Source organism: Sphingobacterium sp., assembly GCF_039596235.1.
GTDB lineage: Bacteria > Bacteroidota > Bacteroidia > Sphingobacteriales > Sphingobacteriaceae > Sphingobacterium.
Window position 1 is genome coordinate 768,262 of sequence record NZ_JBCNKE010000002.1, and the last position, 19,570, is coordinate 787,831.

17 protein-coding genes are annotated in these 19,570 nt (G+C 41.8%); 11 read left to right on the plus strand and 6 right to left on the minus strand.

Annotated features, from left to right (window positions below; genetic code table 11):
* Entirely contained in the window at nt 1-1,131 is a 1,131-nt protein-coding gene (locus ABDW32_RS07210) for an XdhC family protein (RefSeq protein ID WP_343560864.1), read from the minus strand.
* A gap of 294 nt (nt 1,132-1,425) precedes the next feature.
* Between ABDW32_RS07210 and ABDW32_RS07215 the strand changes: the two genes are divergently transcribed.
* The 7 genes from ABDW32_RS07215 to ABDW32_RS07245 all read left to right on the plus strand — a co-directional run bounded on the left by ABDW32_RS07215 (nt 1,426) and on the right by ABDW32_RS07245 (nt 9,320).
* Complete coding sequence (locus ABDW32_RS07215) at nt 1,426-1,896, plus strand: (2Fe-2S)-binding protein (protein WP_343560866.1); 471 nt, start codon at nt 1,426-1,428, stop codon at nt 1,894-1,896.
* Between the two features lie 26 nt (nt 1,897-1,922).
* On the plus strand, nt 1,923-4,214 hold the full coding sequence (locus ABDW32_RS07220) for a molybdopterin cofactor-binding domain-containing protein (protein ID WP_343560868.1): 2,292 nt from the start codon (nt 1,923-1,925) through the stop codon (nt 4,212-4,214).
* 178 nt (nt 4,215-4,392) lie between these two features.
* Entirely contained in the window at nt 4,393-4,746 is a 354-nt protein-coding gene (locus tag ABDW32_RS07225) for a hypothetical protein (RefSeq protein WP_343560870.1), read from the plus strand.
* 2 nt (nt 4,747-4,748) lie between these two features.
* Complete coding sequence (locus ABDW32_RS07230; protein WP_343560872.1) at nt 4,749-5,510, plus strand: PoNe immunity protein domain-containing protein; 762 nt, start codon at nt 4,749-4,751, stop codon at nt 5,508-5,510.
* Between the two features lie 37 nt (nt 5,511-5,547).
* Nucleotides 5,548-6,426: a formate dehydrogenase accessory sulfurtransferase FdhD gene (gene fdhD, locus ABDW32_RS07235; RefSeq protein ID WP_343560874.1), complete on the plus strand. Its 879-nt coding sequence runs from the start codon at nt 5,548-5,550 to the stop codon at nt 6,424-6,426.
* A gap of 106 nt (nt 6,427-6,532) precedes the next feature.
* The gene (locus ABDW32_RS07240; RefSeq protein WP_077433473.1) at nt 6,533-6,883 is read left to right on the plus strand and encodes a hypothetical protein; all 351 of its coding nucleotides are present in this window, start codon (nt 6,533-6,535) and stop codon (nt 6,881-6,883) included.
* A gap of 34 nt (nt 6,884-6,917) precedes the next feature.
* Nucleotides 6,918-9,320, plus strand: a complete 2,403-nt coding sequence (locus ABDW32_RS07245; RefSeq protein ID WP_343560877.1) for an FdhF/YdeP family oxidoreductase — start codon at nt 6,918-6,920, stop codon at nt 9,318-9,320.
* On the opposite strand, the gene ABDW32_RS07250 is transcribed toward ABDW32_RS07245, so the two are convergent.
* Entirely contained in the window at nt 9,308-9,940 is a 633-nt protein-coding gene (locus ABDW32_RS07250) for an NTP transferase domain-containing protein (protein ID WP_343560879.1), read from the minus strand. The two genes, ABDW32_RS07245 and ABDW32_RS07250, sit on opposite strands and share 13 nt — an antisense overlap.
* A 219-nt stretch (nt 9,941-10,159) precedes the next feature.
* On the opposite strand from ABDW32_RS07250, the gene ABDW32_RS07255 reads away from it, so the two are divergent.
* From ABDW32_RS07255 to ABDW32_RS07265, 3 genes are read left to right on the plus strand one after another with little or no spacing between them, the layout of a single operon-like run.
* Entirely contained in the window at nt 10,160-10,624 is a 465-nt protein-coding gene (locus ABDW32_RS07255) for a (2Fe-2S)-binding protein (RefSeq protein WP_343560881.1), read from the plus strand.
* 14 nt (nt 10,625-10,638) lie between these two features.
* Nucleotides 10,639-11,280 (plus strand): hypothetical protein, encoded by a 642-nt coding sequence (locus ABDW32_RS07260; RefSeq protein WP_343560883.1) that lies wholly within the window; start codon nt 10,639-10,641, stop codon nt 11,278-11,280.
* Nucleotides 11,281-11,312: 32 nt separating this feature from the next.
* A complete protein-coding gene (locus tag ABDW32_RS07265; RefSeq protein WP_343560884.1) occupies nt 11,313-13,523 on the plus strand; it encodes a molybdopterin cofactor-binding domain-containing protein in 2,211 nt (736 codons plus the stop codon).
* Between the two features lie 180 nt (nt 13,524-13,703).
* Here the strand turns inward: ABDW32_RS07265 and ABDW32_RS07270 are convergent, their stop codons facing one another.
* From ABDW32_RS07270 to ABDW32_RS07285, 4 genes are all read right to left on the minus strand, one after another.
* Nucleotides 13,704-14,033 carry a YegP family protein gene (locus tag ABDW32_RS07270; RefSeq protein WP_343560886.1) on the minus strand — a complete coding sequence of 110 codons (330 nt, stop codon included), beginning with the start codon at nt 14,031-14,033 and terminating at the stop codon, nt 13,704-13,706.
* A gap of 627 nt (nt 14,034-14,660) precedes the next feature.
* Complete coding sequence (locus tag ABDW32_RS07275; protein ID WP_343560888.1) at nt 14,661-15,410, minus strand: hypothetical protein; 750 nt, start codon at nt 15,408-15,410, stop codon at nt 14,661-14,663.
* 110 nt (nt 15,411-15,520) lie between these two features.
* A complete protein-coding gene (locus tag ABDW32_RS07280; RefSeq protein WP_343560890.1) occupies nt 15,521-16,435 on the minus strand; it encodes a hypothetical protein in 915 nt (304 codons plus the stop codon).
* Nucleotides 16,436-16,446: 11 nt separating this feature from the next.
* Nucleotides 16,447-18,129, minus strand: coding sequence for an AAA family ATPase (locus ABDW32_RS07285; protein ID WP_343560891.1), 1,683 nt, complete (start codon nt 18,127-18,129; stop codon nt 16,447-16,449).
* 234 nt (nt 18,130-18,363) lie between these two features.
* Between ABDW32_RS07285 and ABDW32_RS07290 the strand changes: the two genes are divergently transcribed.
* The gene (locus tag ABDW32_RS07290; protein WP_343560893.1) at nt 18,364-19,557 is read left to right on the plus strand and encodes a restriction endonuclease; all 1,194 of its coding nucleotides are present in this window, start codon (nt 18,364-18,366) and stop codon (nt 19,555-19,557) included.
* The last annotated feature ends 13 nt before the right edge of the window (nt 19,558-19,570 follow it).

Here is a 19,570-nt window from a genome sequence, read left to right on the forward strand (position 1 = left end):
TTAAGGTATTAGGGGATTTTCGGCATGTATTTTAGTCTGGAGAAATTTGAGGGACCCCCCGGGTCGGCCGTTTAAAACGGCTTTAATCTCTGCGATAATGGCCAGCGCAATTTCATCTGATGTTTCGGCGCCGATATCAAGGCCTACAGGACCGTGAACAATATGCTGCTGTGCCGGGGTAAGTTCGGCACCGTCCTGCCGCAGATCCGCAAACATGCGTAATAATTTGGTTTTCGGCCCCAACGAACCAATGTAAGGGGTAGGGCTGTGAACCAGCTCCATCAATAGGCTGAGATCATAGCGATAATTATGCGTCATCAGCACAAAAACGGTCCAGGGATCTATAGCTATGTTCTTCAAAACCTCCTCAGCGGGGCCTGTAATCAAACGATGGGCCTTGGGGAAGCGTCCTGCCGTAGCATGACCGACCCGCCCATCAAGCACCGTAATTTCCCAACCCAATAAACTGGCGGTTTCCACGACAGGCTGGGCATCATTTCCGGCACCAGCCAGGACTAAATGGGTGGTGGGTGCGAGGTATTGAATCAGCACTTCCTTATTTTCTCCCGCCCTTGTTAGCGAAGCCAACACGGACTGTCGGTTTGTTCGGGCTAAATTGATATATTCCTTCAGCTCCGGAAATTGCGTGTCTACAGATTGAATCTCGGCTGTTAAATCTTTAACAAGCAACTGGGTCCCTTCATGTTCTCCTTGTCTGTCGCTGGAAAAGCAGGTCGCCAAAAGAGCTTCATGCCGCTGTTGTAATAGGCTTTCCAGCAGTATGATCGGATGATCTGTCCGCTGCAGGTCTATATATTCAAAAAGTATGTGCACAATACCATTGCATCCAAGCTGCAGCCCGATCGCCGAGCCTTCCGCAGTATTGGTATCATAAGTGACAAGCCGATTTTTACGTTGATGAATGGCCAGCAATGCTTTTTTGAGTGCATCGCCTTCCAAACAGCCGCCGCTGATCGCGCCAGTCATCCTGCCATCTTCCGTGACCAGCATACGTGCTCCCGGTCTACGGTAGGAAGAGCCCTCTACCTTGACTACCGTGGCCAATGCCATCGCGTTATTTTCGGAAACGGCTTCACGCGCAGCTAATACAATGTCTTTGATCTCTTTCATGCAATTACGGGCAAGCCGGGTTGAACGCGGATTTATATTGATTAAATGGAACAGCTTTTTATTACAATACCGTTGATCAAATTTAACGATTTACACGGTAAAAAACATGAAAACTGTAATATTGGTAAAAACATCCGTAAAATGTATAAATAATTGATTAATTTAAATACGATTTTGATGACCGAATGCACTGAAAGCGAATACATAAGTGAAAACTTATCGCATGGAATGGCGAAAAGCAGAATCATTCAACCGATTAAACAAAACTTGTAAAGTCAAGAAAAAAATAAGATTATGGCTAAATATTCAATTCTGGTAAACGGTAAAAAGCACGATGTTGATGTGCTGGAAGATATGCCCTTGCTCTGGGTTCTCCGTGATATTATCGGCCTGAAAGGCACCAAGTTTGGCTGTGGCAAGGCCCTGTGCGGAGCCTGTACCGTTCACCTCAATGATACCGCAATCCGATCCTGCTCTTTTCCCATTTCCGCCATCGGTGATGGCAAAGTGACTACGATTGAAGGACTCTCTGAAACGGGCGACCATCCGGTACAGGAGGCCTGGGAGAAACATGTGGTCCCCCAGTGCGGCTACTGTCAAACGGGACAGATTATGAATGCTGCCGCGTTATTGAAAAAAAATGCCAAACCTTCGGAACAGGATATTGAGCAGGCCATGCAGGGCAATCTATGCCGCTGTGGTACCTATAACAGAATTAAAGCAGCCATCCTGGAAGCGGCCGGTACAACGGTCACAACCGGCTAACCCTTCACCAAAAAAGTAGAGATCGCATGAAAATATTAGCTCCTTTTCAAGAAAGAAAATCCCAAAAGGTAGATTCGGAGGTTTTTAGTGTTTCCCGGAGAGACTTTTTAAAAGCCAGTGGGCTGCTTACGGGCGGACTGGTACTCGGTGTCAGCTTTTTCAGCTGTGACGATAAAGGTAAAAAGGTGGCCACAGTGGCTCCTAATGTCTACCTGAGCATTGCTTCGGACGGCAAGGTAACCATTGTCGCCCACCGTTCGGAAATGGGACAGGGTATCCGCACTTCACTGCCGCTGATCGTCGCTGACGAACTGGGCGCCGACTGGAGTAAGGTCGAAATCGTACAGGCCGAAGGAGATGAAAAGAAATATGGCAACCAGAATACCGATGGTTCTTTCTCGGTACGCATGTTTTATAAACCCATGCGTGAGGCAGGCGCCATCGCACGCTTGTTGCTGTTACGGGCTGCTGCCAAAGAATGGCAGGTAGACATTGCTGAGCTGGACACCCAGAATGGCCAGGTTATTCAACAGGGTTCGGGCAAGAAGAAAGATTTCGGCGATCTGGTGCAAACAGCCTTATCCCTGCCTATTCCTAAAGTAAATGAAATCAAACTGAAAGACAGCAAGCAATTCAATATGATCGGCAAGGAGACGCCAATTATTGATCTGCATAATATTGTCACTGGTAAAGCTGTTTTCGGAATCGATGCGGTTACAGAAGGAATGAAAATCGCGGTGATCAAGCGCTGTCCTGTTGTCGGAGGTACCGTAAAATCCGTCAACGACAGTAAAGCTTTGGCGGTACCCGGTGTGATCAAAGTGCTGACGATCAAAGGTGCTGGTTTGCCGGCAACGTTATCCCGGCCACTCAGTGGGGTAGCGGTGATTGCTGAAAATACCTGGGCAGCGATCAAGGCCCGTGATCTGCTGGAGGTGGAATGGGAATTGGGCCCCAATGCGGGCTACGACTCTACCAAACAGATTGAGGAACTCAAGCGGGTGGTGGCGCAGGAAGGCACGCTACGCCGTAAACGCGGCGATTTCAAAGCGGCCAAGGCCAATGCAAAAAAGGTCATTGAACATACTTATATCGCGCCCTACCTGGCGCACGCTACCATAGAACCACCCTGCGCCCTCGCTGTGGTGAAAAATGGAAACTGTGAAATATGGGCATGTACCCAAAACCCACAGGGTGCCCGTGATGCGGTAGCCAAGGAACTTGGAATTGCGGTGGAAAAGGTAAAAATGAATGTCACACTACTGGGCGGTGGATTTGGCCGGAAGTCCAAGCCAGATTTTATCCTCGAAGCGGCGGTACTGGCCAAGGAGTCGGGGCTGCCGATCAAGGTACAATGGACACGGGAGGACGATATCCGCCATGACTATTATCATGCACTGAGCGTACAACGTATTGTGGCAACCATTGACAGCCAAAACAAACTAAGCGGTTGGGCTCACCATATTGCCAATCCGTCGATCTCGGCAACCGAAGACCAAGCTGTAGTACAACCCAGTGATGGCGAACTTATGCTGGGGGCTTCGGATTTCCCCTACAACGTGCCGGCCATCAATATTGCAACACATGATGCCAAAGCACATCTGCGTATCGGCTGGCTGAGATCGGTACGCAACATCCCACAGGTATTTGCTGCGGCCACCATGTTGGATGAAATTGCTGAAGCCAGAGGTATCGACCCCGTTGCCAATGCCTTGGAACTGCTTGGAGAAGACCGTCATATCACTTTTGACCAGGAGCTGATCAAAACCAGCTATCCCAACTATGGTGAGAAGATCAGTGACTATCCCTGGGATACAGGCCGTATGAAAAAGGTAATCGAACGGGTAGCCAAGGAGTCGGGCTGGGGAAAAACAATGCCTGCAGGCAGCGCACTGGGTTTTGCAGCACATAAGAGCTTCCTGACCTATGTGGCCTGTGTGGTGGAGGTACGTGTGGATCAGGACAAGAAAATCAGCATTCCGAATGTATATTACGCAGTGGACTGTGGCCTGGCTGTCAATGTAGACCGAATCAAATCGCAATTTGAAGGCGGAGCACAATTTTCTGCAAGCCTGGCACTCAAAAGTACCATTACCGTAAAAGATGGTCAGGTAGAACAGGGAAATTTTGACGGTTATCAGATTATCCGGATGCCTGATTCACCCAAACAGATCCATGTGCATATTGTGGACAGTGATGCCAAACCGACGGGGGTGGGCGAGCCACCGGTACCGCCATTTACCCCGGCGCTCTGCAATGCCATTTATGCGGTAACGGGAAAGCGGATCTATACATTGCCGATTGATCTGACGGTATAAGTGGCCTGAAAATTGGTTTTCTGACACTTCTTTGGGTTTTTGGCTTTAATTTTTATGTCTTTAAAACGAGTAAAGTGGATATTTCTTTATTAAATGAAATAATGATACTAATTTAGAAATAATGATACTAATTTAGTGTACTGAAGTGATATAAAATTTGAAATTCTATAAAATTTAAATGAAACAAATAGTACTTGTTGTAAGTTGTCTTTTAGCAATGAGCTGCAATTCAAAAAAACAGGAAGATCCAAAACTTATCGGTAAGTGGAACGGAGCAGTGAAAGATTCGGAAACAGGCGGTTCCATTGAGAAAATCTCGCTGGAATTTACAAAGGACGGAAAACTCATTCAGCAGTCGGGGGAAGGTGAAATGCAGCTTATAACTACATCAACCTACGAAACCCAACAGGATAAACTTATCACTGTGGAGACGGCTACAAAAGAGAAAACTGAAGGTAATTATAGCATAAAGAATGACACATTATCAATTATTTATGAAGGAGTTCAGAATAAATATGTGAAACTTAAGTAAACATGGGTTTTTTCAGCAAAATTTTTGGAAGCGCAGAACCTAACAGTTCATCGCAACCAGTAAGGGCGCAACATAAAAATATAAAATACTTCGAGAACGAACTGGAAAGAATTGATCTGTGGATGCAAGATGACGATGAAGACTTCCAGCGCTATAAAGAAAAAAATGGCAGTCTGGAAAATCACCATTATATTGAAGCCTGTAGTATCAGGCTTCAAAAAATCCAGCTTATTTATTCCAAAGGCGGGGAGCTAGAAGCGATATTTCCTATACTTGACGAAGCGATAACCTTTCTCCTTCAGGCAGATCCAAAGGAGTTCAAAAATAACTCCCTATTTCTTAAATGCTGTTCTTTGCTATTTCTGCTGAACAAACTTCAGGATCATTATCCCGGAATACAAACTTTCATAAACATTTGGGAGAACAGCGATACTGAACCGGCTTTTAAACCGGTTAACTTGATATACTTTATCGTCGGTCTTGAGCGCAAGGACAAAAGTACAAATGATTATCGCCCATTTGTGTTATTACAGGACATCATCAGCCTTCCTGACAAAGAAGCGGAGCTAGCCATCAAGCAATACCTGAAAAACTGGTATGCGATGCACAAGGAGGAAGCTTGGTACAATTCCCATCTGAGGGAGTGGGGCTATTGTGGTTATTGGGCATTTGAAGTAGCTGCTGTAGTAAAAAGAATGGGGCTAGATGAAAATACCTTTAAAGACAGTGTTTATTATCCGTACGACATGGTACATTGGAAATAAGAACCTTTAATAGTTAGGACGTATAAAGACCTGCATAATGAAATCCACTGTATTACAGCATATCACCATAAAAAACATTGACTTGGTCAAAGTGAGCGACCGATCGCAGGAGCGGATATCGGATTGTATCTCGGTAGAGGAGCCCTTGGAAATCCGGATACAAACGACAGTGGGGGGAATAACAGCGCATAAGAATATTTCCGTCACGATGCGTACCCCGGGGCATGATGCTGAACTCGCCACTGGATTTCTCTTTACCGAGGGACTTATTTCGGAAGCGGGCCAAATCAAGTCGGTGGATCACGTCGATGCATTGTGTACCCGAAATAGCGATAATATTATTTTGGTGGAACTTTGTGACGGATTTGCACCCGAAACAAACAGCTTGGACCGGAATTTCTACAGCAGCTCCAGTTGTGGCGTATGTGGAAAAGGATCAATTGGGGCAATCAAAACAGTCAGTATTTTTAAGGAGCTTGTTGCCGAACCTTTCACGCTGAACTACGAAGTGCTCTACACATTATCGGACCAGCTCCGCGCTGCGCAGGGAAACTTTTCCGCGACCGGCGGTATACATGCAGCAGGCCTATTCGATCTAAACGGACAGCTTATTGCATTGCGGGAGGATATAGGGCGCCATAATGCACTCGATAAGCTCATTGGCCATGCGCTGATGAACGGTTTATTGCCCTTGCAGAAAACGATATTGCTATTGAGTGGCCGTGCCAGTTTTGAGCTTGTGCAAAAAGCGGCCATGGCGGGTATCTCCTGCATTGCGGCAATCGGTGCCCCTTCCAGCCTAGCAATCGAACTGGCCGAGGAATTTGACATAAGCTTATTGGGATTTTTGCGGGATCACAGATTCAATATTTACCATCAGGGAAACAATATGACGATTGGAGGGTTAATACCATAAGTTCCGTACGATCCAAAAAAACGATGTCGATCGACAATAAAATTTAGAGAGATTAACAAATTTAGAAAGATAAAATCAGGCAGCAAATTGATAAATAGCTAGAAAGATGAAAATAAGAATCAAGGATAATACAGTCAGGCTGCGGTTGACCAGGTCTGAAATTGATCAGTTAGGTACCCAGGGGGAAGTATCCGGGCGGACCGAATTCATCCAGCAGGATCTTGTTTACAACATTGTCCAGTCAGCTACCGAATCACTTGTAGCCTCTTTTGTGGGCCATAAAATCACGGTCGGTTTATCAGCTGAGATGATCAGGGAATTGGTCCAAACGGAACGGATCGGCTTCGAGGGGCAATCGGGAAAAGTAAAATTGCTCGTGGAAAAAGATTTTGCCTGTATTGACAATACGACGGAAGATCAAAGTGACAATTATCCGAACCCCAATCTCGCATGCTGACTTTAAAAAAATAAGTATCCCAATACCTATCGTCATGGAAGAAAACAACAGAAAGCAAAAACTGGAGCATGATATTCAGGCCGAGCCACAGGCAGAAAACCCTTATAAGCTTCTTGACCTTAAGCTGACCCCCGTGGAAAAATCGGCGGCGGGTATTCCGGCAGTTTTGGCTGCCTTTGCAGATCTTATTGAAGAAAAGACGCTTTTTAGGGGCACCAAAGCCTTATTCAAAATGAATCAGATGGGCGGATTTGACTGTCCCAGCTGTGCTTGGCCTGATCCTGACGATGAACGCTCGCCCGTAGGTGAATATTGTGAAAATGGCGCTAAAGCCCTGGCCGAAGAGGCAACCACGAAGCGGGTGACACCGGGATTTTTCAAAAACAATTCGGTCTATGAGCTGGCACAGCTCAGCGATTATGAGATCGGAAAAATGGGACGCCTGACAGACCCGATGTATTTAGCGCCGGGGGGAACGCACTATGAACCGATCAGCTGGGAGGGGGCATTTCAGAAAATTGCCACTCAACTCAATTCCTTGGCCTCACCACATGAAGCAGCTTTCTATACTTCTGGCCGTACCAGCAATGAAGCTTCTTTTGTCTATCAGCTATTTGCCAAAGAATTTGGCACCAATAATATGCCCGACTGTTCCAACATGTGCCATGAAACTTCGGGTTCGGCACTACGTCCAACCATCGGTATCGGAAAGGGCACTGTCAAGCTCGCAGACTTTTATGAAAGCGAACTGATTGTCATCATCGGACATAATCCGGGAACCAACGCCCCCCGCATGATGAGTGCGCTGGAAAAGGCCAAAAAAAATGGCGCCAAAATTATTGCCATCAACCCCTTACCGGAAGCTGGCCTGATGGGTTTCCAGAACCCGCAACAGATCAATGGTATTATCGGCAAGGGGGTAAGTCTGGCCGATCTCTACTTACCCGTGAAGATCAATGGCGATATGGCGCTCTTAAAAGCACTGGAACTGATCTTACTGGATCTGGAGCATAAAAATCCAGGAAAAGTACTCCATACCGACTTTATCAAGAATAAGACTACGGGTTTTGAAGCCTTTCGGCAGCAGTTTGATGAACCCAAATACACACTTGAACAGCTAAGCAAGCTGAGCGGTGTTGCTGTAGCCGACATTCAACAGGCAGCGGAACTGCTGGCTTTCAAAAATAAGATTATTTTCTGCTGGGGAATGGGACTGACGCAACAGCCCAATGGGGTGGATATGATCCGCGAGATCCTGAATATCCTGCTGCTGAAAGGAAGCATCGGGATCAAAGGTGGCGGTGTCTGCCCAGTACGTGGGCACAGTAATGTGCAAGGCAACCGTACTATGCTCATTGACGAGAAACCCACAGATGAACAGCTGGATAGGCTGCAACAGTATTTCGGATTCGAACCGCCACGCGAACATGGCTACGATGTGGTACGCGCCATCAAGGCCATGCACGCCGAAAAGATTAAATTTCTCTTCTGTATGGGCGGCAATTTCCTGTCAGCGACACCTGATACCACATTTACGGCAAACGCACTGCGAAAGCTCGATCTATTAGTTTGCGTATCCACAAAGTTAAACCGCGGGCACCTGATCCACGGCAAAGCAGCCCTTATTTTGCCTACTTATGGGCGTAGCGACAAAGATATCGTCAATGGGGAGGTTCAGATTGTCAGCACAGAAAATTCCATGGGCGTGGTACAGGCTTCCAAAGGTGTCCTAGATGCGGTATCCAAAAACCTCATCAATGAAACGCAGATTGTATGCCGTATGGCAATGGCGACCTTGGGTGAACGCTCCGTTATCGACTGGCAGCGTTATCACGATAGCTATGATGCAGTACGTGATGCGATCGAGCACTGTATTCCCGGTTTTGAAAACTATAATGTCAGGGTACGGCAGAAAGAGGGCTTCTATCTACCCAATGAAGCCCGTGATTCCCAGTCTTTTGCCCGGCAACTGGGTGGTTTAGCACCTTTTACACAAACTGAGCTGCCGGATAACCAGCTCGCAGATGATGAATATATGATGGCGACAACACGTACCCATGATCAATTCAACACGACCATCTATGGCCTGGACGACCGTTATCGCGGAATCAAAAATGAGCGCCGTGTGATTTTTATGAATCCGAAAGATATAGCCAAGGCGGGTTTTAAAGCCGGAGATAAAGTCGATCTTTATAATTATGATGATGGAATAGAGCGTGTAGCACCTTTATTTCTGATCGTATCCTACGCCATTCCGGAGAAGAATACAGTCACTTATTTCTCCGAAACGAATGTGCTTGTATCGGTTAATAATGTGGTCAGGGAAAGTAATATGCCAGCTTCCAAATATGTGAAGATTAAGATCAAAAAACATGATCCGGAGGTGTATAAGAAAGTGGATGAAATGCTTTACCGTGGCGCCCTTCAGGGGACCTGAATTTGGTTAGCAATAATCGCTTTTACCCTGCTGGCCTCAGCAGGGGTATTGACGTTGGTAAGTACTTTTTCATCGGGAGCAGCAATCCCTGTGACCTGCTGCTGCATCAATAACTGACGTGGGGATAGTTTATGTGCGGCAACCATCTGCTGAAGGAGGGGATAGGTGGCGGGCTCCCAAATGGCAAACAATGGCTCAAGGAACTGGCTTCCGGGTTCTGTAAAGGCCGTAGCTATTTGAGATGGATCCCGCTGTTGCACCAGATACGCAATCGCCGCACGATCCACCAAGGGTAAATCACAGGCGATAACAAGCCAGGCCCGCTCGGGATGCGCGTCAAATGCGGTCAGTATACCACCCATAGGGCCAATATCCGAATAGTTATCGGGCAGTAGCTCATAGCTACATGCAGCTGCATCAGCCATCATTTCGGGCATTTGCTCCGGACGACAGGAGATATAGACCTTTTCGCAGTAAGCATGCAGCAGATCTGCCAGGTGATAACGTTGTTGTTTACCATGCCATTTAATCGCTTCTTTAGCTCTCCCCATGCGTTGGCTTCTGCCACCGCTGAGCACGAGCCCATTCAATCGAGGGTGTATCGTATCGTTCGAAATCATTGTTATCACTGCTAATTATATCAATTGTATGGAAGTTACGGAATTTAGTTTGGCCTGGAAAATATTATGTTTTGCGAAGTACGTTGTCCCTGAACCTGAACTCATTTACAGCACATTTGGACTATATTACCTATTTGTGTAATAATTTATCCTATATATGGGTCAAATGCTTATTTTTATAGCTAGATCCTCTACAGAGTAACTAAGAATAAACAAATTATGAACAGCATACGAATCAATAAAAAGAAATATACGGTAGACGTAGATAGCGAAATGCCTTTGTTGTGGTTCCTAAGAGATCATGTGGGATTGACAGGTACAAAATATGGATGCGGCGTTGCACAATGTGGGGCCTGTGTGGTTCATCTCGACGGGGAGGCTGTACGTTCATGTGTAACAAAGGTGAAACGTGCGGTCGGCAAAGAAGTCATTACCATTGAAGGTCTATCGGAACATGGCGATCATCCTTTGCAACTCGCGTGGAAAGATGTGGATGTACCACAATGTGGTTATTGCCATGCCGGCCAGATTATGTCCGCTGCCGTGCTGTTACGTGAGCGTCCTAACCCCACAGACCAGGATATTGACGATGCCATGGCCGGAAATATCTGTCGTTGCGGTACTTATTCCCGTATCCGTAAAGCAATTCACCAGGCTGCGGAACTCCAGAAACAAAAGGGCTAACCTTAAAAATCGTCATGAAAACAGATAAAGAAAAAAAAGAGATAAGTAAGTTTAGGCTTCCTGTAACACTGAGTGTTATTGCGTTATTTCTGATCGGAATAGTCTCCGCCTTTTCGGAGGATGCACACTATACAGGCAATAAAGAAATAGCTGTCGTTGTGAAAAAAGATAGTGTGCGATCTGTCAATGCTTTTAAAAAAGTTTATGCCGTATTGCAAAGTCCCCGTTGCATGAACTGTCATCCCAGCGGTGATATTCCGTTACAGGGCGACGACAATAGACTCCATGCCATGTTTCCCAAACGCGGTGCTGATGGGAAGGGAATATTGGCCATGAAATGTGCAAACTGCCATCAGACCGAAAATACTACGGGTTTAAAAACACCGCCGGGAAGTCCGGATTGGCATTTACCACCCTCCAGCATGAAAATGGTCTTCCAGGGACGTAGTGCGAGTGAACTCGCAAAACAATTGGTAGACCCAAAACAAAATGGAAACAAAGACCTCAAAGCATTAATTGCCCATGCCGATGATGGCCTTGTCAAATGGGGCTGGAATCCCGGAGAGGGCAGAACATTGCCACCGATAAGTCATGCCGAATTTAAGGAAGCATGGATTACCTGGCTGACTAACGGTGCCTATGCGCCAGCGCAATAAGGATAGGATAAACCAATTTTGAAAAACGAACGATGAAAGCAGATAAAACAACCCTAGATAGAAGGTCTTTTTTGAAGGCCGCCTTGTTGGCTGGCGGTGGATTGATGTTGCAGTTTTACTGGCCGGGAGGGAATGCTGTAGCCGCAGAAAAAGATCATACCACACCCGCTACGTTGAATAGTTATATCAAGATCCACCCGGACGGAAGAGTGACACTTTTTAACCCCAATCCGGAATTTGGCCAAAACGTCAAAACTTCGCTGCCCATGATTTTGGCCGAGGAACTGGATATCAGCTGGGATAGTGTGCAGGTCGAACAGGCCGATTTTTTTCCTGAACGCTTCGAACGTCAGTTTACCGGTGGCAGTCAGTCTATCCGTAGAGCCTGGCCCATACTACGTACAGCTGGTGCTACTGCAAGACAGATGCTGATACTTGCAGCTGCACAGCGTTGGGCAGTTCCAGCGCATGAAATCAGCACAGCTACCGGGAGCCTGTATCATAAGAAAAGTAACCGTAAGTTATCCTACGGTGAAGTGGCATCTGCGGCCGCGCTGATTCCAGTACCTAAAAATGTACCGCTCAAAGCTGTCGCCGATTTCAAAATTATCGGTTCATCTAAACGCAATGTCGAAATCGATAATATTGTGACCGGGAAGCCTTTATTTACGAGCGATTTTAAAAAGGAGGGAATGCTCATTGCCATGATTGTCCATCCGGCTAGTTTTGGAAGAGAAATTACAGGTATAGACGACAAAGCTGTGCGTCAAATGCCAGGAATAAAAGATGTATTTATCATGGAGCCTGTTCTCAAGGGGTATAAGAAAAACGGATTCGACGTTTTCAGCTATCAGCAGGTCGCGGTCATCGTTGGCAATAGCACTTGGGAAGTGATGCAGGCGAAGAAAAAATTGATCCTGCATTTGAGCGGTCCTACAGGCAACGCCCAAAATGGGAAACCTGATTTTCTGGAAAGTACGGCCCGGCATTATGCAGATATGGAGCAGGCTTCTACGCAGCCTGCACAAGTGAAACGCCGGGATGGTGATCCCGAATCGGCCTTTAAAAATGCGGCCCGGATTATCAAGCGTACCTATACCGCACCTTTTCTTGTCCACAATACGATGGAACCGGTAAGCTGTTTCGCGGATGTTGGTGCAGATTATGCGGAGTTGTATGTCCCCATACAGACACCTGAGTTTATCACCAGAACACTGTCTGCCCGACTGGGACTACCAAAAGAGAAAATAAAAATTAACCTGGCACGGATGGGTGGTGGTTTTGGACTGCGGGCCTATGGACATCATGTCGTCGAAGCGGCAGTTATTTCCCAAAAAATCCAAGCCCCCGTTAAACTGATGTATACACGGGAGGATGAAGCGACGTATGGAATCTACCGACCTAGTTATAGCGCCACCTATAGGGCTGCTTTAGATGAAAATAACCAACTAATTGGTTTTCATATAAAAGCAGGCGGTATACCTGAAAGTCCATTACACGAAAACAGATTTCCGGCAGGAGCGATAGACAATTACCTCGCAGAGACTTGGTCTATACCCTCAGCAATCACAGTCGGGGCTTTTCGAGCCCCCGGATCTAATTTCATCGCCTGCGCTGAACAGTCGTTTTTGGATGAGCTGGCCTTTGAAATGAAAAAGGATGCCTTGGATTTCAGGTTGGAACTGCTCATGCGGGCGAAGGAGAAACCTGTCGGGCAGCGCAATGATTATGATGCCGACCGTTATGCAGGCCTCATCCAACTATTAAAAGACAAAGCTGCGAACCTCGCAAGGCCTGCCGGAACAGGGCGGGGGACAGCGGCTTATTTTTGTCATAATACCTACGCTGCCGCACTGGTGGATATCGGCGTGAAGAACAATGAGCCTTATGTCACACAGGCCCTAGCAGTCATGGACTGTGGGATTGTCGTCAATAAGGATGCGGCTATCAATATGGCTGAAGGGGCACTTATCGACGGCATAGGAAATGCCCTGTATGGTGAGCAATTATTTAAGGATGGGGTACCCTTGAGGAGTAATTTTAATACCTACCGGATGATCCGCATGCATGAGGCTCCCGCAAAAATCGAAGTATATTTTGTGGAAAACCAGGATAACCCAACAGGTATGGGGGAGCCGCTGTTTCCACCGACTTTCGGCGCCGTGGCCAATGCGCTGTTTGATCATACAGGAAAAAGATATTACAGACAGCCTTTTGTGAAACAATCGGGAGAAAAGAGCTGACTTAAAAGCATATTCAGCTTTGATCTGTTGGTTGGCTACCTTAAACTGAGCTCCTTGCTGGGGGATTTAAGATCATTGATAGCACAATCCACGTTAAGAATAAGAAATAATGCAGTGATTTATATGAGGAAGCCCGATAGCAATGATCGGGCTTCTTCGTTTTTCATCTTTTTTCTACAGTTAATCAAGATCTTCGATCGTTGCATCTGGCGCATTTGATTTTACAGACTCGATACCGTTTTCCATTCCGCTTGCGCTTTCATATAGCTCACTTGTACCGATAACCTGGCCGTTGGTCGCTTTCAAGTTGAAATAGTGTTTCCCATTTGTTGAAGTCTTTCTATCGAATTTATCGTTGTCCTGAGCGTTTCTTTTTACCGATTCAATTCCATTTAAACAATTTGCTTTTGTTTTATAACCTTCACTGTTCAGAATAACCTGGCCATTTCCAGCCTTTAAATTAAACTGGAATTCGCCATCTTTTCTGGTTTTCACTACAAATTTTCCCATTTTTTCTACTCTCAATTTTATGTGATAAATACAATTTACTTTGTTAATAAAGATAACGTATTAAATTGTTTTTATTGTGAAACAATGATTAAATTATCTGTCTTGAGACCATAAGTTATCAAAATAGTAGACAAAAGCTTACATAGCATGAAAAGTTCGCATTATTGAGATTCGGGAAAATCTTGCATTTATGGGGTCAACATTAGGAAAAAACCTCTACAAATACTTTAATTTTTTCCCTCGGGTATTAATGAAAATGGATTTAGGCGATAAGAAAAAATTCAACAAAACTATCCAAAGGCATTATACTGAACCGTTCCCTCATCCCGAAACCCGAAAAGGAATATAGTAAAACAAAAATGCCACGAATAATTGCTATTCGTGGCATTTGTATCATTTTGGCGGAAAGGGAGGGAACCGAACCAATTAGCTCCAGACCATTTAAACGCACTTTTTTGAGTAATTTTTTATTATTGCCACGAATATGGATTTTTATCTTGAATCAAAGAACCATCATCCGTTTATAGATTGTAAAGTTAATATTTTATCTGATACCGTTAAAGTAATAGATTTTAAATTCTAACACTGCTCATACCGTAGTTTGAAATTTATCCTTCCGTCAGTTCATTAAAATTCAATTTTTTCATTTCGAGATTTTATTATGCCTTCAAGGTTTGCTTGTCTTTCATGTTTATAATCAAATTTCTCATCGATTTCAGCAATATATTTTGATTTGCAATAGTAATAGTCTGGTAAACCTGGTTGAAAAAAATCACCAACTACAAATTGAGGCATCGAATTAAATAGTAATACTGATATATATGAAAAAGTAAGCGAAATCTCATAATTCAAAATTTTCAATTCTTCAGTAGTAAGTTTTTCAAATGGTTTTCCATCTTTTGACAGTTTAATTTTTTCAGTTAATTGCTCTGGAGTTAAATGAACATAGTTACATAAATTCCCATACATTTGTTTTACTTCGATTAAAAAATTCCTTTTAATATCTTCCTTACCAAACAAAGGAAAATTGATTCTATTTATGGTGTTGATCCCAGGATTTTTCAATAACTTTCGATAAGTATTTAATTGTTTATCAAAATCTTCATTAATAGTGTTTTGAGTGATAAATGCTGCTTTTATTGCTACTTCAATTAGAAAACGTAATTCACGTCTACATTGATTACGAAATCCATTTTGGATCATTTTTTCAATAGATTCAAATCCTTCAATAAATTCATCCGATACTCGAAGGAAAAAATTATTTTTCCAATTTTCCGGTCCTCTACTGAAATTGAATATTGAAAAAAGAATTGAGTCGTAGAAAGATTGAGTAATCATTCTTAGTTTTTGATATTCTAAATTATATTCAGTGTCCATTTTACATTTTTTTAATGATTACCAATACTTTAATATACTTAATTCTTCAAATTGAAAAGATCATTCAATTTTGTTCTGTTAATAGGTTTTTGAGTTTCATTTTTCTCTATTTATGGAATTTGGTTTAAAGATTCTATGTAAATTTCATAAAAGATTTCTCGATAATTATCATCCAATTCTGAAAGAAAGTTATTTAGATTATTATTTATATATCGACCCCAAAGGGTATATTCTTCTGAAGGAAGCTTTCGTTTTATAATTTCATTACTTATAGATCTAAATCTAAATTTTAACCCCTCTAAATCCAAAAAGCCGGCTTGATGGCCTCCAATTTCAACATTTATGGCATTTTTAAAATTATTCCATACATCTTGTCTACATGCTAATAATTCGTCTCGGTTTAATTTATAGATGTTTTTACTTGTTTCACCTCGGTCTGCATCAGGCCCATGTCCCATCATATATCCTAATTCATTGAAAGTTAAATAATCTTCTGGATTATCGATTTCAGGATTTATTAGAATTGGTATTTCTAAAAGTAGAGGATTCGAATTTGCAAAACACTGATTTCTATTTAACGTATAATTTTGATTTATTATTTCCACAGGATTGTGTGCATTTGCCCTTACCCCCCGGATGGGGAATTTGTTACCCTTAGCATCCTTACCATTGCATTTTGGACAAGCTAGTAATAGATTGGTCCATTCTAAACCTAACCAATAGTACCCAGGTAACTCAATATGGTCATTTTCGCCAGACTCTATTTTTGCTTTTGGACGAAAATGCTCAACTTGTAAAGTAGCTGCATGTTCGATTTTTGATTCACAGTAATTGCATTTTGCCCTGTCTCCAGGATCTAACTGTGTCTTATGAATTGAGTAAGCTTTTAATAAGTTTGTAATATCGTTATGTGGATAGTAAGTGCTATTGTAGCATTTCCCATCCATATTTTGAATTGCTTTAACGATTTGTCTTAATGCACCAGGGATTGATAATCTGTCTGGAGCATTATCATTTTGCTTCATTGGTAAGTTTATCATTGCAATGGCTTTATTGAATTTTCTTTTATTTTTTTCTCTAAAATTTTGTAAAACATTGCATCAGTAAAATCGTCTTCGGTAATTAGCGGCTGAGTATGGTCATGATTTTCATTAATTAATTCTTCAAAATTAAAAATAGGTGATGTCAATATAGTATTTGGCAATAGGTTAGAGATATCAATATCTAATTTTTTTGCACAGATTTCGTTTTTTTCATTTTTGGTTACATTGATAAAAATGGAGTTGGATGGTGCTCCCAATAATGGTATTGGGCTATGTGTTGTAACTATGAATTGAATATTAGGGAATGTTTCAGCTAATTGGATTATGATCTCCTTTTGCATTTTCGGATGTAAGTGTAGATCAATTTCATCTATCAATACAATTCCAACATAATTTGATATATCAGCAACATCACCTTGTTGTTCCGCAAATCTTAATAATAAATCTAAAATTAATGCCGCAAAATTCCTTGTTCCGGAGGGCAACTCATTGAATTTTACACCTTCAGTTATTCCACCAGGAACTGGCTTTCCTTGATGATATAATATTTCTCTGCCTTTGTCAGACATTACAACATTAACCTTTTGAACATTTGGCAATATTATTTCTAGATTTTGTTCTATATTTTCCAAAAATCTATGCAGCTCTATTTCATAGTATTTTGGCCTGACGTTTAAAATGTAACTACCGCTTATATCTCTTAAAATTCCAATTGGGTTAAAAAGACCATAAGTATATAGTAAACTAATACCATTTTTATCTAAATTAATTAGGTCATCTACTAATGTTCCTTGGCTGATTAATCTAACAGGACCATAAGTTGCAAAACCTTTTACTAACTTTTCTTTATTGCGAAAATCATTACTTCCTTTAACTGTTGTTTTGCTAACGCCATTTATAGTTTCTAAACCGATTTGGACATTAAACTCATTATCATCTTTGGAAACAGCATTTTCATGATCATTATTATTTAACATTGCAGAAGCCAAGGCTCTTAAAATTGTAGTTTTGCCAGCTCCATTTTCACCTGTTAAAAAAATCCACCGGCAACCTACAGGAATATCTTTTATAATTAAATTTTCAATCTTCCCAAATTTTTTAATGTTTAGATATCTAAGATATCCGGTTTTTCTAGCTTTCTCTTTTCTAACTTTTTGATACCCTCTTATCTTTTCAAGCTGGTAATTAAATGTATTTGGCCATACGAAATCTATGCCACCAACTTCAAGGATATTATCATATTGATGACTTTTATTCCTTACATACTTATCTATTTGTAATTTTTCATTATGTATAAACGCTTCTAGAGAAGACAAATAATCTTTTCCATATTCCGAGAAATCCTTCCTATAAACTCCATAATTTTCACTAGTGAATTTCAATTCGGTTAAAAAGTACATAGAAAAGAAATTGATGGAGGAAGTATTATTGAGTTCTAAATAAGTAGTTCCATCCCCAAGGATAACGAAACTTACTCTAGGCGACCTTGTTTTCTTGTCCAATCCCGCCCAAAAGGATACGGAAACGTAATAATCATTACCTAGAAACCAATATCCTTTATCAAGTCTTCCACCGCGGTTTAAATGTCGCATTACATACAGGAAATCATTATCTATTTTATAATATTTAAGAAGCATGTCAAATACCTCTTGGTGTATATCAGATATTGGAGTCATTTAAAATATTTAAGTAAGTAATATATCCTTTTTGGCTTTAAAAAAAATCAAATCAATATAGGTCAAATTGTAAACCATATATTTACAAACCTGCACTTATCATTTTTTTATTAAATACCTAAATAAATAAATAATTTTAATATTTTCACTTTTAATCAACTTTTATTTCAGAAGTGAGAGAAATTGGTATTTATTTTTATCTAGTTGCAATTATTACTTATTAACACATTCGGTATGGAGTTTTCAGATTTACAATTATCAGGAAAAATTGGACAACTAGAAGATGAAATTAAAAAATGGTTAATTTCAAGGGAGTTATGGATTGACAGTAGGTTTACGTCTTTTTTAGATTACCACCAGGATGAACCAAATAGTAGTATGGCATGTGTTTTAATATTATTAACTGAAGGAGGTTTATGGAATGTACTTAATGGTTTCTGTGATGGAACTTTGATTGATGAATTTGACGCCTTTGTAGAAAACTTTGGATTTTATAGAGAGTTATATTCTTCATGCGTCGTTCATTTTTATCCAATTGATGATGATTTGAATGAGGCTTACCTAAAATATTTTCATTGGAAATGGCTTACAAAAATAATACAGCCAAACTACACAAGTTTGTATAATGAGATATTTGAATTTTTTGGTAAAAATCCTGAAAGGTTTTATGATTTACATCACCGACAGTTTGAAGTTTTGATTAGTGAAATATTCTCGAATCAAGGTTATAAAACCGAACTAGGAAAAGGGCAAGGGGATGGAGGCGTTGATGTGAAATTATTTTATAAGGATGGAGTTGATCAAACCGTTACATATGTTCAGGTTAAGAAATATAAACGAGATTTGCCGATTAAATTAGAAGCTGTTCAAGCATTATCTGGTATAGTACATACTGAAAATGCAGATGGTGGTATTTTTATTACTTCCAGCAGATACCTTCCAAGTGCTCAAAAGTTTGCAGATAATAAGAATTCAAAAATAATTTTAAAAGATGCATCCCATGTCCAAGGTTGGTGTGAAAACATCAATACAATTATGGAGATGGATAGGAGCAAACTATTCTCAGACGATAGCATTCTGAAAATTTTAAATCACCGTAGTAATATTAGTTTAGTGGGTAAAATAATTACTTCTAATTGGGGGGTGGGAATGGTTCTAAATAACTTCTGCATAATTTTAAAAGATGAACCTAATTTGGCATTGGTTATGAAAATAGACAATACCAACAGAACTTATATAGATCCTCCTCATAATTTTAGGGGATATGAAGTTCCCATATTAGATCGCTCAATTCTTTTCTCTAAAAAGAAAGACAATATTTTCAGGGCAAGGAAACAATATGCAGGTAATGAAGTTGTTTTTTTATTTGATGATGGATATTATACCATCTGGGATGGATCACCAAAGTATTTTGACCTTATTGATTAGTTACAGTTATCTT

Coding starts and splice junctions, on each gene's coding strand:
- ABDW32_RS07265 (WP_343560884.1), top strand. CDS start 11,313: ATGAAAGCAGATAAAACAACCCTAGATAGAAGGTCTTTTTTGAAGGCC.
- ABDW32_RS07245 (WP_343560877.1), top strand. CDS start 6,918: ATGGAAGAAAACAACAGAAAGCAAAAACTGGAGCATGATATTCAGGCC.
- fdhD (WP_343560874.1), top strand. CDS start 5,548: ATGAAATCCACTGTATTACAGCATATCACCATAAAAAACATTGACTTG.
- ABDW32_RS07210 (WP_343560864.1), bottom strand. CDS start 1,131: ATGAAAGAGATCAAAGACATTGTATTAGCTGCGCGTGAAGCCGTTTCC.
- ABDW32_RS07225 (WP_343560870.1), top strand. CDS start 4,393: ATGAAACAAATAGTACTTGTTGTAAGTTGTCTTTTAGCAATGAGCTGC.
- ABDW32_RS07260 (WP_343560883.1), top strand. CDS start 10,639: ATGAAAACAGATAAAGAAAAAAAAGAGATAAGTAAGTTTAGGCTTCCT.
- ABDW32_RS07275 (WP_343560888.1), bottom strand. CDS start 15,410: ATGGACACTGAATATAATTTAGAATATCAAAAACTAAGAATGATTACT.
- ABDW32_RS07270 (WP_343560886.1), bottom strand. CDS start 14,033: ATGGGAAAATTTGTAGTGAAAACCAGAAAAGATGGCGAATTCCAGTTT.
- ABDW32_RS07280 (WP_343560890.1), bottom strand. CDS start 16,435: ATGAAGCAAAATGATAATGCTCCAGACAGATTATCAATCCCTGGTGCA.
- ABDW32_RS07240 (WP_077433473.1), top strand. CDS start 6,533: ATGAAAATAAGAATCAAGGATAATACAGTCAGGCTGCGGTTGACCAGG.
- ABDW32_RS07250 (WP_343560879.1), bottom strand. CDS start 9,940: ATGATTTCGAACGATACGATACACCCTCGATTGAATGGGCTCGTGCTC.
- ABDW32_RS07220 (WP_343560868.1), top strand. CDS start 1,923: ATGAAAATATTAGCTCCTTTTCAAGAAAGAAAATCCCAAAAGGTAGAT.
- ABDW32_RS07285 (WP_343560891.1), bottom strand. CDS start 18,129: ATGACTCCAATATCTGATATACACCAAGAGGTATTTGACATGCTTCTT.
- ABDW32_RS07255 (WP_343560881.1), top strand. CDS start 10,160: ATGAACAGCATACGAATCAATAAAAAGAAATATACGGTAGACGTAGAT.
- ABDW32_RS07215 (WP_343560866.1), top strand. CDS start 1,426: ATGGCTAAATATTCAATTCTGGTAAACGGTAAAAAGCACGATGTTGAT.
- ABDW32_RS07290 (WP_343560893.1), top strand. CDS start 18,364: ATGGAGTTTTCAGATTTACAATTATCAGGAAAAATTGGACAACTAGAA.
- ABDW32_RS07230 (WP_343560872.1), top strand. CDS start 4,749: ATGGGTTTTTTCAGCAAAATTTTTGGAAGCGCAGAACCTAACAGTTCA.